The 15,066-nt window shown below is 70.6% G+C and carries 18 protein-coding genes and 1 pseudogene; 10 read left to right on the top strand and 9 right to left on the bottom strand.

What is annotated here, in order from left to right; all coding sequences use genetic code 11:
* The first annotated feature begins 182 nt into the window (after nucleotides 1–182).
* The 6 genes from HNR57_RS11795 to HNR57_RS11770 all read left to right on the top strand — a co-directional run bounded on the left by HNR57_RS11795 (nucleotide 183) and on the right by HNR57_RS11770 (nucleotide 5,071).
* On the top strand, nucleotides 183–656 hold the full coding sequence (locus tag HNR57_RS11795) for a 2-oxo-4-hydroxy-4-carboxy-5-ureidoimidazoline decarboxylase (protein ID WP_184559566.1): 474 nt from the start codon (nucleotides 183–185) through the stop codon (nucleotides 654–656).
* Between the two features lie 220 nt (nucleotides 657–876).
* The gene (gene sdhC, locus HNR57_RS11790; RefSeq protein ID WP_031107855.1) at nucleotides 877–1,257 is read left to right on the top strand and encodes a succinate dehydrogenase, cytochrome b556 subunit; all 381 of its coding nucleotides are present in this window, start codon (nucleotides 877–879) and stop codon (nucleotides 1,255–1,257) included.
* 5 nt (nucleotides 1,258–1,262) lie between these two features.
* Nucleotides 1,263–1,745 carry a succinate dehydrogenase hydrophobic membrane anchor subunit gene (locus HNR57_RS11785; RefSeq protein WP_107455798.1) on the top strand — a complete coding sequence of 161 codons (483 nt, stop codon included), beginning with the start codon at nucleotides 1,263–1,265 and terminating at the stop codon, nucleotides 1,743–1,745.
* Nucleotides 1,746–1,764: 19 nt separating this feature from the next.
* On the top strand, nucleotides 1,765–3,519 hold the full coding sequence (gene sdhA / locus HNR57_RS11780) for a succinate dehydrogenase flavoprotein subunit (protein ID WP_033311432.1): 1,755 nt from the start codon (nucleotides 1,765–1,767) through the stop codon (nucleotides 3,517–3,519).
* Nucleotides 3,519–4,298 carry a succinate dehydrogenase iron-sulfur subunit gene (locus HNR57_RS11775; protein ID WP_031107859.1) on the top strand — a complete coding sequence of 260 codons (780 nt, stop codon included), beginning with the start codon at nucleotides 3,519–3,521 and terminating at the stop codon, nucleotides 4,296–4,298. Before sdhA ends, HNR57_RS11775 begins: the two co-directional genes overlap by 1 nt.
* Nucleotides 4,299–4,450: 152 nt before the next feature.
* Nucleotides 4,451–5,071: a Uma2 family endonuclease gene (locus tag HNR57_RS11770; protein ID WP_184559564.1), complete on the top strand. Its 621-nt coding sequence runs from the start codon at nucleotides 4,451–4,453 to the stop codon at nucleotides 5,069–5,071.
* Nucleotides 5,072–5,074: 3 nt separating this feature from the next.
* Here HNR57_RS11770 and HNR57_RS41065 read toward each other — a convergent pair.
* Nucleotides 5,075–5,244 (bottom strand): annotated as a pseudogene (locus HNR57_RS41065) (DUF7737 domain-containing protein); the annotation flags it as partial.
* Nucleotides 5,245–5,514 (bottom strand): hypothetical protein, encoded by a 270-nt coding sequence (locus HNR57_RS11765; RefSeq protein WP_246554460.1) that lies wholly within the window; start codon nucleotides 5,512–5,514, stop codon nucleotides 5,245–5,247.
* A 120-nt stretch (nucleotides 5,515–5,634) separates the two neighbouring features.
* On the opposite strand from HNR57_RS11765, the gene HNR57_RS11760 reads away from it, so the two are divergent.
* From HNR57_RS11760 to HNR57_RS11750, 3 genes are read left to right on the top strand one after another with little or no spacing between them, the layout of a single operon-like run.
* Nucleotides 5,635–6,042, top strand: coding sequence for a hypothetical protein (locus HNR57_RS11760; protein WP_184559562.1), 408 nt, complete (start codon nucleotides 5,635–5,637; stop codon nucleotides 6,040–6,042).
* A gap of 12 nt (nucleotides 6,043–6,054) precedes the next feature.
* Entirely contained in the window at nucleotides 6,055–6,549 is a 495-nt protein-coding gene (locus HNR57_RS11755) for a thiol-disulfide oxidoreductase DCC family protein (protein ID WP_184559560.1), read from the top strand.
* A 32-nt stretch (nucleotides 6,550–6,581) separates the two neighbouring features.
* Nucleotides 6,582–7,328: a TetR/AcrR family transcriptional regulator gene (locus HNR57_RS11750; protein WP_184559558.1), complete on the top strand. Its 747-nt coding sequence runs from the start codon at nucleotides 6,582–6,584 to the stop codon at nucleotides 7,326–7,328.
* 20 nt (nucleotides 7,329–7,348) lie between these two features.
* Here HNR57_RS11750 and HNR57_RS11745 read toward each other — a convergent pair whose 3' ends face one another.
* From HNR57_RS11745 to HNR57_RS11735, 3 genes are all read right to left on the bottom strand, one after another.
* A complete protein-coding gene (locus HNR57_RS11745; RefSeq protein WP_184559557.1) occupies nucleotides 7,349–8,902 on the bottom strand; it encodes an ABC transporter substrate-binding protein in 1,554 nt (517 codons plus the stop codon).
* Between the two features lie 185 nt (nucleotides 8,903–9,087).
* On the bottom strand, nucleotides 9,088–10,629 hold the full coding sequence (locus HNR57_RS11740; RefSeq protein WP_184559555.1) for a metallophosphoesterase: 1,542 nt from the start codon (nucleotides 10,627–10,629) through the stop codon (nucleotides 9,088–9,090).
* 22 nt (nucleotides 10,630–10,651) lie between these two features.
* On the bottom strand, nucleotides 10,652–10,891 hold the full coding sequence (locus HNR57_RS11735; protein ID WP_184559553.1) for an SCO4848 family membrane protein: 240 nt from the start codon (nucleotides 10,889–10,891) through the stop codon (nucleotides 10,652–10,654).
* Between the two features lie 91 nt (nucleotides 10,892–10,982).
* On the opposite strand from HNR57_RS11735, the gene HNR57_RS11730 reads away from it, so the two are divergent.
* Nucleotides 10,983–12,290, top strand: a complete 1,308-nt coding sequence (locus HNR57_RS11730) for a D-alanyl-D-alanine carboxypeptidase family protein (protein WP_344517902.1) — start codon at nucleotides 10,983–10,985, stop codon at nucleotides 12,288–12,290.
* On the opposite strand, the gene HNR57_RS11725 is transcribed toward HNR57_RS11730, so the two are convergent.
* Genes HNR57_RS11725 through HNR57_RS11710 form a run of 4 tightly spaced genes read right to left on the bottom strand, consistent with a single transcriptional unit; the run spans nucleotide 12,238 to nucleotide 15,050 of the window.
* Nucleotides 12,238–13,155 carry a YihY/virulence factor BrkB family protein gene (locus HNR57_RS11725; RefSeq protein ID WP_184559549.1) on the bottom strand — a complete coding sequence of 306 codons (918 nt, stop codon included), beginning with the start codon at nucleotides 13,153–13,155 and terminating at the stop codon, nucleotides 12,238–12,240. The genes HNR57_RS11730 and HNR57_RS11725 overlap by 53 nt on opposite strands.
* Nucleotides 13,143–13,595, bottom strand: coding sequence for a GtrA family protein (locus HNR57_RS11720; RefSeq protein WP_184559547.1), 453 nt, complete (start codon nucleotides 13,593–13,595; stop codon nucleotides 13,143–13,145). The genes HNR57_RS11725 and HNR57_RS11720 overlap by 13 nt, the downstream gene beginning before the upstream one ends.
* Entirely contained in the window at nucleotides 13,592–14,536 is a 945-nt protein-coding gene (locus tag HNR57_RS11715) for a decaprenyl-phosphate phosphoribosyltransferase (RefSeq protein WP_184559545.1), read from the bottom strand. The genes HNR57_RS11720 and HNR57_RS11715 overlap by 4 nt, the downstream gene beginning before the upstream one ends.
* Nucleotides 14,529–15,050, bottom strand: coding sequence for a phosphatase PAP2 family protein (locus HNR57_RS11710; protein ID WP_184559543.1), 522 nt, complete (start codon nucleotides 15,048–15,050; stop codon nucleotides 14,529–14,531). The genes HNR57_RS11715 and HNR57_RS11710 overlap by 8 nt, the downstream gene beginning before the upstream one ends.
* Between the last annotated feature and the right edge of the window lie 16 nt (nucleotides 15,051–15,066).

Below are 15,066 nucleotides of genomic sequence, written 5' to 3'. Positions count from 1 at the left end.
ACGCGTGCCGAATCTCTCTCTCCCGGGTGAAATTCAGGCATCCTTCGGACACGTCATGGTCGTACTCGATAGCGTGGCGTCACATCTCTCACAGCTCGCCCTGCTGACACACGTGACGCCCACGAGGACCCACGCTGCCTGCGCACCGTCTCCCAGACCTCCCCGGCCGGCTCGCCATACCGGTGGAGCACTTCAACGCAGCCTCCGCACAAGAGCTGGAGCAGGCCCTGCTCTCCTGCCTGCGCAGCCTCCGCTGGGCCAGGCGCGTCGCGGACCACCGCCCCTACCCGGACCTGGACTCCCTGCTGGCCGCCGCGGACGAGGCGGCCTACGACCTGGCCTGGCCCGACTTCACGGAAGCGCTGGCGGCCGAGCCCCTTGCCACGCTCCCGCCGGACAGCTACTCCGCGGCCCACACCGCCCTGAGCGCGGCCCACGCCGCCTACGAGGCCCGCTTCGGACACGTGTTCGTCATCTGCCTGGACGGCCTGTCCCCGTCGGAGACCCTGGACCGCCTCCTCGCCGCCATCCGGTCACGATTGACCAACGATCCCGAGGAGGAGCGCGCGGTCGTGGCCGACGAGCTCCGCCGCCTGGCGAGCGTGCGGCTGGTCAGCGCCCTCAGGGGCGCGGGGAACTGCGCGAGCAACCACTGACGACTCGCACCCGGCGCCCCAAGAACACCCCCTGCCCCCTGGGCCGCACTAGCCCACCAGTACCTCTTTGCGTGCCAGTTTGATCACACCCAGGGACCCCGGCTCAGCCCAGCGGCAGCGCATCGCTACGATGCTGGGGGCCGGTGGACCGTACCCGGCCGGGCCCGACCGACACACCAAGCCGGCGCGGCCCCAATCCCCGCTCCCGGAGGAAACTTCCGTGCCGGCTGGAACGCTGTACCGCGGCCGGGAAGGAATGTGGTCCTGGGTGGCTCACCGAGTCACCGGCGTCCTCATCTTCTTCTTCCTGTTCGTTCACGTGCTGGACACCGCCCTCGTCCGTGTGTCCCCGGAGGCCTACGACACCGTCGTGGCCACGTACAAGACGCCGATCGTCGCGCTGCTGGAGTACGGCCTCGTCGCCGCCATCCTCTTTCACGCGCTCAACGGCCTGCGCGTCATCGCTGTCGACTTCTGGATCAAGGGCGCCCGCTACCAGAAGCAGATGCTCTGGACCGTCGTCGCCCTGTGGGTCGTGCTGATGCTCGGGGCCATCTACCCCGTCCTCGGCCACGCCGCTCGTGAACTCTTCGGGAGCTGACGCCAATGTCCACGTCTGAGAAGACCGCCGCCGGCGTCGGCCCCGTCGAGGGCGGCGCCGTCTACACCGTCGACAACCCGGCGCCCTTCATCGAGGCCCCGCGCCAGCGCACCAAGAAGACCCCGAAGACCACCCGGGGCAACTTCGAGCTGGCCGCCTGGCTCTTCATGCGCCTGTCGGGCGTCGTGCTGGTCGTCCTGGTCCTCGGCCACCTGCTGATCCAGCTCGTGCTGGACGGCGGCGTGTCCAAGATCGGTTTCGCCTTCGTGGCGGGCCGCTGGGCGTCCCCGTTCTGGCAGGTCTGGGACCTGCTGATGCTGTGGCTCGCCATGCTGCACGGCGCCAACGGCCTGCGCACGGTCATCAACGACTACGCGGAGCGCGCGAACACCCGGCTGTGGCTCAAGGGCCTGCTCTACACGGCCACGGTGTTCACCATCCTGCTGGGCACGCTGGTGATCTTCACCTTCGACCCGAACATCCGCTAGGCACGGGGCTGCGAGAATCATGAAGATCCACAAGTACGACACCGTCATCGTCGGCGCCGGTGGCGCGGGCATGCGCGCGGCCATCGAGTCCACGAAGCGCAGCCGCACCGCCGTGCTGACCAAGCTGTACCCCACCCGCTCCCACACGGGCGCCGCGCAGGGCGGCATGGCCGCCGCGCTCGCCAACGTGGAGGAGGACAACTGGGAGTGGCACACCTTCGACACGGTCAAGGGCGGTGACTACCTGGTCGACCAGGACGCCGCCGAGATCCTGGCGAAGGAGGCCATCGACTCCGTCCTCGACCTGGAGAAGATGGGCCTGCCGTTCAACCGGACCCCGAACGGCACCATCGACCAGCGCCGCTTCGGCGGTCACAGCCGCAACCACGGCGAGGCCCCGGTCCGCCGCTCCTGCTACGCGGCCGACCGCACCGGCCACATGATCCTTCAGACGCTGTACCAGAACTGCGTCAAGGAGGGCGTGGAGTTCTACAACGAGTTCTACGTCCTGGACCAGCTGATCACCGAGGTCGACGGCGTCAAGAAGTCGGCCGGTGTCGTCGCGTACGAGCTGGCGACCGGTGAGATCCACGTCTTCCAGGCGAAGTCCGTGGTCTACGCGTCCGGCGGCTGCGGCAAGTTCTTCAAGGTGACGTCCAACGCGCACACGCTGACGGGCGACGGCCAGGCGGCGGTCTACCGCCGTGGCCTGCCGCTGGAGGACATGGAGTTCTTCCAGTTCCACCCGACCGGCATCTGGCGCATGGGCATCCTTCTGACGGAGGGCGCCCGCGGTGAGGGCGGCATTCTCCGCAACAAGGACGGCGAGCGCTTCATGGAGAAGTACGCGCCGGTCATGAAGGACCTCGCGTCCCGTGACGTCGTGTCCCGCTCCATCTACACGGAGATCCGTGAGGGCCGCGGCTGCGGTCCCGAGGGCGACCACGTCTACCTCGACCTCACCCACCTCCCGCCGGAGCAGCTGGACGCGAAGCTGCCCGACATCACGGAGTTCGCGCGCACCTACCTCGGTATCGAGCCCTACACGGACCCGATCCCGATCCAGCCGACCGCGCACTACGCCATGGGCGGCATCCCGACCAACGTCGAGGGTGAGGTCCTGGCGGACAACACCACGGTCGTTCCCGGTCTGTACGCGGCCGGCGAGGTCGCCTGTGTATCCGTGCACGGCGCCAACCGCCTCGGCACGAACTCGCTGCTGGACATCAACGTCTTCGGCAAGCGCGCGGGCATCGCCGCCGCCGAGTACGCGCAGAAGGCGGAGTTCGTCGAGCTGCCGGAGAACCCGGCGGAGCTCGTGGTCGCGCAGGTTGAGCGGCTGCGCGACGCCACCGGCAACGAGCGGGTGGCGGAGCTGCGGCGTGAGCTGCAGGAGACCATGGACGCCAACGTCATGGTGTTCCGCACCGAGCAGACGATCAAGACGGCGGTCGAGAAGATCGCGGAGCTGCGCGAGCGCTACAAGAACGTGGCGATCCAGGACAAGGGCAAGCGGTTCAACACGGACCTGCTGGAGGCCATCGAGCTGGGCAACCTGCTCGACCTCGCCGAGGTCATGGCCGTCTCCGCGCTGGCCCGCAAGGAGTCCCGCGGCGGTCACTACCGCGAGGACTACCCGAACCGCGACGACGTCAACTTCATGCGGCACACCATGGCGTACCGCGAGGTCGGCGCCGACGGCTCCGAAACCGTCCGTCTCGACTACAAGCCGGTCGTCCAGACCCGCTACCAGCCGATGGAGCGTAAGTACTGATGGCTACCCCTGTTCTGGACAAGGAAGACGCGGCCGGCAAGCCCGAGCCCGGTTTCGCCGACTCCCCCTACATCACGGTCACCTTCCGCATCCGCCGGTTCAACCCGGAGGTCGCGGCGGAGGCGGTGTGGGAAGACTTCCAGGTGGAGATCGACCCCAAGGAGCGTGTCCTCGACGCCCTCCACAAGATCAAGTGGGACCTGGACGGCACGCTGACGTTCCGCCGTTCCTGCGCGCACGGCATCTGCGGCTCGGACGCGATGCGGATCAACGGCAAGAACCGCCTTGCCTGCAAGACGCTGATCAAGGACATCAACCCCGAGAAGCCGATCACGGTCGAGGCCATCAAGGGCCTCACGGTCCTGAAGGACCTCGTGGTCGACATGGAGCCGTTCTTCCAGGCGTACCGCGACGTCATGCCCTTCCTGATCACGAAGGACACGAACGAGCCGACGCGTGAGCGTTTCCAGACGGCCGAGGACCGCGAGCGCTTCGACGACACGACGAAGTGCATCCTCTGCGCGGCCTGCACCACGTCGTGCCCGGTCTTCTGGAACGACGGCCAGTACTTCGGCCCGGCCGCCATCGTCAACGCGCACCGCTTCATCTTCGACTCGCGTGACGAGGCCGGCGAGCAGCGCCTGGAGATCCTGAACGACCGCGACGGCGTCTGGCGCTGCCGCACGACCTTCAACTGCACGGACGCCTGCCCGCGCGGCATCGAGGTCACGAAGGCGATCGCCGAGGTGAAGCGAGCGCTGATCACGCGCCGCTTCTGAGATCGACCGCTTGCGCTTGAGGGCCCTGTTTCCGCTGGAGACGGGGCCCTCTGGCATATGCCACACCCTCGGGTGAACGCAGCGGGACGGGCCGCCCGGAGGTCGTCCGGCCTACGATGATGCTCTCGACACCAGTTCCCAGGAGGCACCTGATGTCCGCAGCTTCCGTCGAGCAGCCCTTCCACGACGAAGAGCCGGTCACCCTCACGACCATCGCCGACGAGATCATGGAGCGCCATCCGGGCTACCGCGTCGAGATCATCGGAGGCCATCTCCTCGTGACCCCGTCCCCTGACGGCGCCCATGCTCGCGCGCTGACCAAGCTCATGCGTCCCTTCATGGCGGCCGACCTGGATGGAGGCGAAACCGAGGTCCTTCAGGGCGTCGGTCTTTGGCTGCCCATGGAGCCGGAGGACTACGCCGTCCCCGACCTCGCGGTCGTGGACGCCGACTTCGAGGATCACCACGTCGAGAACAACGCCTACGACCCGGTCTGCTTCCGCCTCGTGCTGGAAGTCACCTCCACAAACTGGAAGAACGACCTGAAGACGAAGGTCGCCGCCTACGCCGAGGCGAAGGTCCCGGTCTACGTCATCGTGGACCGCAAGCACCAACGCCTCCACGTCCTGACCGACCCGGTGGGAAGCGGCTACGAGAACCACCGTCCGCATGCCCCCGGCGAGCTCGTCACCCTCCCCGACTCCATCGGCGCCAAGGTGACCCTCGACGTGGCGGAGATTCTCAAGGCCGGCCAGGCGCGAACGAGCGACTGACTCTCACAACTGGCTCAGGATCGAAGGGTCCGTGATCTTCGTGTCCGCCGCGAGCATCATCGCCTTGCTCAGGATCACCGCGAGCATGCGGTCGCCCTCGTAGGGGAGGTAGCCCGTGCCGGGGCCGCCGGGGCGGACTTCGGGACGATGCAGAGGTACTGGTCGTTCGGGGTTCAGGCCCGCTCGGCCAGGGCCGTCTGCGTCTCGGGGTCGATCCGGCGACGGGTGCGCACCGCGTAGCCGTTCAGCACGCGCTCGGTCTCCTCGGGCTGCACGAGCCCCTGGAACACCTCCGGGGTACGGGCGTTGTACTCCGCGACCTCCTGGAACACCCGGCGCCGGATCAGTTCCCGTACGGTCAGCCGTTCTTCGGCGATCTCCAGCCCCCAGGCCGTGCGCCGCTCCCCCGCCGTCGTCTCGTCGACGAACGTCACGATTCCCATGCCGAGGACCGTACGAGCCACCACTGACAATCACCCCGCGCCATCGTGTTGAACATGTTCAAAAGTAGGTCTACAGTCATCCCCGACAGCGTTTTGAACGTGTTCAAGAAGGGTGGGGCTATGGACCGCACGGTCATCGCCTACGTCATCTACCTGCTGGTCAGCATCGGTCTGACCATCTGGGTGGCCCGCACGCTCAGCCACAACGGGAGGGTCTTCCTCGCCGACGTGCTGCACGGCAACGAGAAGCTCGCCGACGCCGTCAACCACCTCCTGGTGGTCGGCTTCTACCTCGTCAACCTCGGGTTCGTCGCGCTGTACCTGAGCGACGACGAGACCATCACCGACGCACGCGGCATCTTCGAGGCCCTGTCGACCAAGCTCGGTGTCGTGCTGCTGGTGCTGGGCGTGATGCACCTGGGCAACGTCTACGTGCTCAACCGGATCCGGCGCCGGGGCGCCATGGAGCGCGAGCAGGTCCCGCCGGTGCCGCCGCAGGGCTGGGTCGCCCCGCAGGCCCAGGCCTGAGCGGAGAGCCTCGTGAACGCCACCGCACCGGTCCGCCGGCTCACCGTCCTCTACGACGCCGAGTGCTCCCTGTGCGCGTTCCTGCGCGACTGGCTCCTGCGGCAGCCGAAGCTGGTGCCGCTGGAGCTGGTCCCGGCCGCCTCCGAGGAGGCCCGGCGGCGCTTCCCCGGCCTCGACCACGGCGCCACCCTCGACGAGATCACCGTCGTCGGCGACGCCGGGCAGGTCTACCGGGGCCCCGCCGCCTGGGTGGTCACCCTGTGGGCGCTGCGCGAGCACCGGCCGCTCGCCCACCGGCTGAGCACCCCGGCCGGTGCCCGGCTGGCCAGGGGCGCGGTGCTCGCCGCCGCCAAGTGGCGCGGGGCCCAGTGGCACCGGGGGCAGCGCGCCGCGGCCCCGTGGGGCGGTCAGGTGTACCGGCGGGCGGACGGCTGGTCGTACGACCCCGGCAGCGGATGGAGCCACACGGCGCCGGGCTGCGCCGACGGCACCTGCGCCCCCCGGTGACCGCACCGGTACTGACGTTAGGCTCTCTTCCCGTGCCCGCGATGAACGACGGCCCCGACGACGGCGCCACCCCGACCAAGTCCGAGCAGACCCGCGCCCTGATCCTGGAGACGGCCATGCGGCTGTTCCAGGAGCGCGGCTACGACAAGACGACGATGCGGGCCATCGCCAAGGAGGCAGGGGTCTCCGTCGGCAACGCGTACTACTACTTCGCGGGCAAGGAGCACCTGATCCAGGGCTTCTACGACCGGATCGCCGCCGAGCACCAGGTGGCGGTCCGGGAGATCCTGGACCGGGAGCGCGACCTGGAGGCCCGGCTGGCGGGTGTGCTGCGGGCCTGGCTGGACATCGCGGCGCCGTACCACGAGTTCGCGGTGCAGTTCTTCAAGAACGCCGCCGACCCGGACAGCCCGCTCAGCCCCTTCTCCCCCGAGTCGGAGCACGCGCGCGAGGAGGCCATCAGCGTTCACCGGGAGGTGCTCGCCGGGGCCACCAAGACCAAGGTGCCCGATGAACTGCGGGACATCCTGCCCGAGTTGATGTGGCTGTCCCAGATGGGGCTCGTCCTGTACTGGATCTTCGACCGTACCGAGGGGCGCGAGCGCAGCTACCGGCTCGCCGAGCGCGGCGCCCGGCTCACCGCGCGGGGCGTCGCCCTGGCCCGCTTCCGGGTGCTGCGGCCGCTCGTGCGCGAGGTGCACGAGCTGTTCACGGAGTTCCTGCCGGGGATGACGAACGCCATCCCCGATCCGGCGGCCCGGCGGCGCGCCGACCCCTGAACCGCGGCCGGGCGGGGGCGTCAGAGCGTGGTGAGGCTCCACAGCCGGAACACGCCCGTGCCGTCCGACAGGTACTGGCCGCCGCCGACGTCCTCGGTGGTGACGACGTACTCCTTGGCCTGCCACAGCGGCAGCACCGGGACGTCCTGGGCGACGGTCTCCTGCACCGACCGGAAGTCCTGGTCGGCCTCGGTCCGCTCCGCGAAGCGCCGGCTGTCCTTGATGAGCCGGTCGACGGTCTTGCTGCTGTAGCCGGTGTTCATGGCGCTGCCGGTGCCGACGAGCGCGGCGCCGAAGGTGTCCGGGTCGGGGAAGTCGGCGACCCAGCCGACGGCGTACGCGTCGAGCTCGCCGCTCGCCCACTGCTTCTGGAAGGCCGTCCACTCGTAGCCCTTGAGGGTGACCTTGAACAGGCCGCTCGCCTCCAGCTCCTTCTTGATCTCGGCGCCCTCCTGCTCACCGGCGCCGCGGCCCTTGGCGTAGCCGTAGGTGAAGTGCACCGGCAGGCTCACACCGGCCTGGGTGAGCAGCTGCCGGGCCTTGCCGGGGTCCGGCTTCGGGTAGTCGTCGAAGAACGAGGCGGTGTGCCCGGTGAGGCCGGCCGGGATCAGGGAGTACAGCGGGTCGACGGTGCCGTCGTAGACGGTGGCGGCCAGCCGCTCGCGGTCGGTCAGCCAGGCGATGGCCCGGCGGACCTTCGCCCCGTGCAGCGGCTTGCCCGAGCGGGTGTTGAAGTACAGGTTGCGGGTCTCGGATCCGTCCGCCTCGTAGACGCGCTGGGTGGGGTCGCTCGGGTTGAGGCCGGCGAGGACGCCGGGCGGCAGCTGGTCGGTTGCGACCTCGACCCGCTTGTCCTTCCATGCGGTGTCCAGGGCCTCGGGGGTCGCGTAGTAGCGCAGTTCGACCGGCCGGCCGGTGCCGCTGACGGCGCCCCGGTAGTGCTGGTTGGGCGCGAGGACCGCGTCATGGTCCTTCGCGTACGAGGTGAGGGTGTACGGGCCCGTGCCGTCGACGCGGTCGCCGGTGCGCAGCTTGCCGGCCGGGTACGCGGTGTGGTCGACGATCGAGCCGGCGCCGGTGGCCACCTTGAACGGGAACGTCGCGTCCGGCGAGGTCAGGTGGAAGGTGACGGTCATGCCGTCGGCGTCCACGGAACCGAGCGTGCCGAGCAGGGACGCCGGGCCGACCGGGGCCTTGATATTCAGGATCCGGTCGAAGGAGTACTTCACGTCCTCGGCGTTCATCGTCCGGCCGCTCGGGAAGGTGAGGCCACCGCGCAGCTCACAGCGGTAGGTGGTGAGGTCGCCGCGGACGAACGCGCAGCTCTTCGCCGCGTCCGGCACGGGGGCGGTGCCGCCCGGCGCGAAGGTCAGCAGCGACTGGAAGACGTTGCTGAACAGCGCCCAGGAGCCCGCGTCGTAGGCCCCGGCGGGGTCGAGCGAGGTGACGCCGTCCGTCGTGCCGACCGTGATGGTCTTCGGGTCACCCTTCGACGGCAGGAACTGCCAGGCGCCCACGCCCACGGCGGCCAGGACGAGCAGCCCCGCGAGTATCCGTATGCGAACCGATCGCATCGGCTGTGCCCTCCCCAGGCCCTTCGCGGCCTCAGAGGCCTTGTGCGTATGCCACACCCCTTCGTGGCGGGCTCACCCAATCACAGGATTTTGAGCAGGGGGAAGGGAGATCTGACGAGTTGGGAAAGAACTTACCAATGGACGTTTCCGTCCGTTTTCACAGCGTTCTCACAGAGTCGCCGTGCTCAGGCCTGCTTCGACGCCAGCTCGATCAGGGTGATGTCCGACGGCGCGCCCACGCGGGTGGGCGGGCCCCAGGCGCCGGCGCCGCGCGAGACGTAGAGCTGGGTGTCGCCGTAGCGCTCCAGGCCCGCGAGGGTGGGGTTGGCGCCGGAGGCGATGAGGTTGCCGGGCCAGAGCTGGCCGCCGTGGGTGTGGCCGGAGAGCTGGAGGTCGACGCCGTGCTCGACGGCGTCGTGGATCTGGACGGGCTGGTGGGCGAGCAGGACGCACGCGCGTGCGGTGTCCCGGTCGCCGAGCGCCTTCGCGAAGTCGGGGCCCTGGCCCTCCTCCTCGCCGGCCACGTCGTTGACACCGGCCAGGTCGAAGTACGGCATCTCCCTGCGGGCGTTCTCCAGGGGGTCCAGGCCGAGGCGGCGGACCTCCTCGACCCACTGCCCGGCGCCGGAGAAGTACTCGTGGTTGCCGGTGACGAAGTAGGAGCCGTGACGGGCCCTCAGCTGCGCGAGCGGGGCGGCCGCCGGGCCCAGGTCCTTCACGCTGCCGTCGACCAGGTCGCCGACGACCGCGATCAGGTCGGGCTGGGTCGCGTTGATCGTGTCGACGACCTTCTGCGCGAAGCCGCGTCCGAGGACGGGGCCGAGATGCACGTCACTGACCACGGCGATCCGGTACCCGTGCGCGGCGCGCGGCAGCTTGGCCAGCGGCACGGTGACCCGCTTGACCTTCGGCCCGCGCAGTACGCCGTACGTCCCGTACCCCACGGTCCCGACGGCCGCGGCCGCGGCGGCCCCGGCGACGACCCGGGACACGAAGAGGCGCCGCGAGGGACCGGCGGGGAGCAGCTGGGGGGCGGGGTCGGCCGGAGGCGCCGTTCCACCGGCGACCTGCTCCGGCTCGGAGAGGGCTGCCGGGGCCGTCCCGGGCGCGGGAGCGTGGGTGGCGCCGACGCCCGGCTGTGTCGGTGCCGCCGCAGCGGAGGCCGCACCGCTGCCGCTGGCCTGCGGCGCGGTCGCGGGCGCCCCGGCGCCGTGGCCCGGCTCGGAGACGGCTGCGGGGGCCGTCCCGGAGGCGCGGGTGGTGCCGGCGCCCGGCTGCGAGCCTGCTGATGCCGCGGTGGCGGTCGCCCTGCCGACGGTGCCGGGCCGCGTGGGAGCCGCGCTGCCGCCGTGGTCGGGCCGGGCCGGGTCCCCGGAGGGCGTGGCCGGGGTGGTCGTGCGTCTCGCCCGGTGTTCCAGGAAGCGGCGCACGAGGGGCCGTACGAACTCGCCCGCCAGCACCGCCAGCAGCAGGTATATCGACAGGGCCAGCCACAGGAAGCCCGGCCAGGCGAGGACCTGCTGGAGCCAGAACGGGGCGCCCGAGCGCTCGGCGACCAGCGCCGTGATCGCGAGGACCCAGCCGCCGGCGATCAGGACCGCGCCCGCGCGGCGCGTGAGGCCCGGGCCGCGGGTCGTGTCGCGGAACAGGCGGCGCCACACGTACCAGTTGGCCGTCACGATGACGGCCATGACCAGCAGGGCGACGAGTACGAAAACGATGACCACGGTGTCGTGTCTCCCGATCGCCCTATGACGTCCGGCGCAGTGCGCGCAGACCACGCAACCCGATGGCCCCGACGGCCGTCCCCAATACGAAGGAGACGACGGCGAGCACCAGGTGCACCCAGAAGTACGCCGTTGGATGACCGTCGTCGAACGCGAGCCCGCTGCTGTCCTTGACCAGGTTCTTGACGAAAGTGATCCAGATGACCCAGCTCCACACCCCGAAGGCGAGCAGGAACCAGGAGACGGGGCGGCTGAGCTTCATGCACCCAGTATCGCCAAGCCGTGTCCGGTTCCGTTCGCGGGGTGGGGCCGGAGGCGGGACTTCCCCCCGTACGGCATGTACGTTTCCGACCGTGCCCGCTCCGAAGAAGACCACCAGGCGATCCCTGCTGGTCACCTCCGCCGTCCTGACCTCCCTCGCCCTGGCCGCGCCCGCCGCCCTCGCCGCCCCGAAGCCCTCGGGCAGCCCGTCGGCGAGCCCCTCGGCCACGCCCCCGGCGTCGATGTCTACCGTGGGCGGCGCCCGGCTCGGCAAGCCGGGCACGCAGGTGAACCTGGCGAGCGGCGTGCCGGTGCTGCCGAAGGACCTGAGCGCCCGCTCCTGGATCGTCGCGGACGCCGAGTCCGGTGACGTGCTGGCCGCGCACAACGCGCACTGGCGCCTCGCCCCGGCGAGCACGCTGAAGATGCTGTTCGCGGACACGCTGCTGCCGAGGTTTCCGAGGGACACCAAGCACAAGGTCGTCCCCTCCGACCTGGCCGGTATCGGCCCGGGCTCCAGCATGGTCGGGATAAAGGAGGACGAGACGTACACCGTCCACGACTTGTGGCTGGGAGTGTTCCTGCAGTCCGGCAACGACGCCGTGCACGTGCTGTCCGCGATGAACAAGGGCGTCGAGAACACCGTCCAGGACATGAACGAGCACGCCGAGGAACTCCAGGCCCTCGACACGCACGTGGTCAGCCCGGACGGCTATGACGCCGAGGGGCAGGTGTCGTCGGCCTACGACCTGACGCTGATCGCCCGCTCCGGGATGCAGAAGAAGGACTTCCGGGAGTACGCCTCGACGGTCACCGCGAAGTTCCCGGGCGAGACGAAGAAGGACAAGAAGGGCAAGAAGGTTCGTAAGCCCTTCGAGATCCGGAACACCAACCGGCTGCTGGCCGGTGACGCGGACGTGCCCGTCTACCAGGGCATCGCGGGCGTCAAGAACGGCAACACCACCAACGCGGGCGCCACGTTCACCGGGGTCGCCGAGCGCGGCGGCAAGGTGCTGCTGGTGACGGTGATGAACCCGGAGAAGCCCGAACACAACGAGGTCTACAAGGAGACGGCCCGGCTGTTCGACTGGGGCTTCAAGGCGGCCGGGAAGGTGCAGCCGGTGGGCGAGCTGGTGCCGCCCAAGGGTGCCGCGCAGGCCAGTGCCCAGCCCGGCGCGAACCCCTCCGGCGAGGCCGGCGGCTCCGGGGACGGTGCCGGCGGCACGGCCGGGACCGGTTCGAAGCCGGTGGCCGGCGCCCCGGCCGCGGACGGCTCCAGCGGGATCGGGACCGCGCTCGGCATCACGGGCGGGGTGCTGGTGCTGCTCGCGGGCGGTGCGTTCCTGGTCAACCGCCGCTGGCCGCTGCCGGATCTGGTGCGCCGCCGGACTCGCCCGTGATCTCGGGGACTTCGTCCTCCTTGCTCTGCGTCGCCGTCCAGGAGGCGCAGAACAGCACCAGCTTCGAGGTGAAGTTGATCCACAGCAGCAGCGCGACGGGCACCCCGAACGCGCCGTACATGCTCTTCGCGGCCACGCCCTGCAGATAGCCGCTGAGCAGCAGTTTCAGCAGTTCGAAGCCGATCGCGCCGGTGAGCGCCGCCACGAGCAGGCGGTGGCGCGTCGGCTCGACGCCAGGGAGCAGGGTCAGGACGTAGAGCAGGAGCAGGAAGTTCGCGAGGACGGCGATCAGGAACGCGACGATGTGCAGCAGGACCCCTCCCCAGCCGCCCTCGTCGATGCCGAGCTCCCGGGTGATCCAGCCGATCATCGCGGAGGCGACGGCGGAGGCGGCGATGGTGACGAGGAGCGCGCCGCCGAGACCGAGCAGGACCCCCGCGTCCTTGCCGTAGCGCACGGCGGGGTTCTCCTCGTCGTCGTCGAGGTCCCACACCGCCCGCAGGCACTCACGCATCGAGCCGGCCCAGCTGACGCCCGTGAAGAACAGCAGGGCGCCCGCGATGAGGCCGATCGTGCCGGCGTTGTCCACCAGGCCGGCGATGTCCAGCTGGTCGGAGATGCCGGGGACCTGCTCGGCGAGCTTGTCCTGGAGCTGCTCCTGCTGCCCCGTGCTGAGCGTGGCGGCGGCGATGGTGGCGGACACCGTCAGCAGCGGGAACAGCGCGACGAAACTCGTGAAGGTCATCGCCGCGGCCAGCCGCGTCCACTTCACGCGGTCCAGCCGCTCGTACGACCGCCACGCGTGCGTGATCATCAGCCGCTCCGCCCACGGCCCGATCACCGGTAGCTTTTTCAGCCAGTCCATGATCCGACTCTGCCCTCCGCCCGGAACACCCATGTACGGGTACCCCAGAACCGCAGGACTGTGGCCAGCGCCATACCGACGACCGCGCCGGAGACGGTGTCCGCGCGCTGCGAGGTGAGCCCGAGGCCGTAGTGGCTGACGGCCAGGCAGAGCAGCTGGACGGCGGCCCCGGCGAGGTTCACGGCGAAGAACACCGCGTACGCCCGCAGGCCCGGCGCGCACGCGCTCCGGTAGGTGCCGAGGGCGTTGCCCGCGTAGGCCACCGTGCAGGCGGCCAGGAACGACAGGGACTTGGCGGTGAGCGGGGCGAGTCCGGCGGGGCCGCGCAGGTACGTGAACAGGGCCACGTCGACGGCGTAGGCGAGGAGGCCGACGACGGCGAAGCCGATCAGTTCCCGGCGGCCCGGGGGCGTGGGGCTCCGCCACGCGCGCGGGGTCACCAGTTCGCCACGGCCAGGCCGTACATCGCCACCCAGGCCACGCCGATGAGCGCGAGCGCGCGGTCGCGCAGGACGACGTCCTCGGGTTCGCCGGCCGTGCCGCGGTCGGCGAAGACGGCGTACCGGAGGATCGCCAGGATGAAGGCGACCATGGACAGTTGGCGCCAGGGCAGCACGCTGGTGTGCGGGACGCCGCCCTCCTCCATGGCCCACAGGCAGTAGCCGAGGACGGCGACGCCGGCCGCGAGCTGCCAGACGAAGCGGAGGTAGCCGGTGGTGTACTCGGTGAGCAACGCGCGGGTGGCGCCCGCCTTCCCGGCCATCTGGACGGCCTCCGAGTAGCGCTTGGCCGACACCATGAACAGGGCGCCGAAGCCGGTGGTGATCAGGAACCAGCGGGACAGCGGGATGCCGAGGGCGAGTCCGCCGATCATCGCGCGCATCAGGAAGCCGGTGGTGACGACGGCGAGGTCGACGACGAGGACGTGCTTGAGGCTGATGCAGTAGGCCAGTTGCATGGCGAGGTAGGCGGTCAGCAGCGCGGCGACGGCCGGGCCGCACAGCCAGGCCGCGGCGACGGGCGCGAGGGTGCCGAGGCAGCCGCCGACGGCGTAGGCGACGGGGACCGGGACCTGCCCGGCGGCGACGGGGCGGTGCCGCTTGACGGGGTGGGCGCGGTCGGCGTCGGCGTCGCGGGCATCGTTGACGAGGTAGACGGCGGCGGCGCAGGCGGTGAAGAGGGCGAAGACCAGGGCGAGTTGGGTCAGGGCGTGCCGGGAGAAGAGCTCGCCGGCGGCGGCCGGGGCGGCGACCACGAGGACGTTCTTGACCCACTGCTTGGGGCGCGCGGTCCTGAGGAGACCGGCCAGGAGACCGCCCCTGCGCGGTGGCGCGGGCCGCTCCTGGTGGGTGCGCTGCCGCAGGACGGCCGTCTCAGTCATGGTGGGCGCCTCCTCTCATCCAGCGGGCGCCGAGCCGGGCCGTGAGGGCGCCCAGGGCCGCGCCGGCGGCGACGTCCGTGGGGAAGTGGACGCCGGCCACCAGCCGTGAGACGCACACCAGTCCGGCGAGCGGCGGGACCGCGTGTGCTCCCAGGGCGCCGAAGGCGACGGCGGCGGCCGCCGCGGAGGTGGCGTGCGAGCTGGGGAAGGAGTGCCGGCCGGCGGTGCGCACCAGGGGCTCCACGTGGGCGGGGCGCGGCCGGCGCACGACCCGTTTCACTCCCACGCTGACGAGGTGCGCCCCGGCGGTGAGGGCCGTGCCGCGCAGCCAGGCTCCGCGTCTCCTGCCGTCGACGGCGGCTCCGGCGAGTCCCGCCGCCAGCCACAGCGCCGCGTGCTCCCCCGCCCAGGACAGGGCACGCGCGGCGCCGGCCACGCGGGGGTCGGTGCCGCACTCCCTGAGCGCCGAGACGATCCGGTGGTCGATGTCGTGCAGGTCGTCGAGGTCGTCCATGTGGACTCACTGTTCA

Source organism: Streptomyces paradoxus (genome assembly GCF_014202475.1).
Lineage (GTDB): Bacteria > Actinomycetota > Actinomycetes > Streptomycetales > Streptomycetaceae > Streptomyces > Streptomyces paradoxus.
This window is presented reverse-complemented; position numbering and strand designations above follow the sequence as displayed.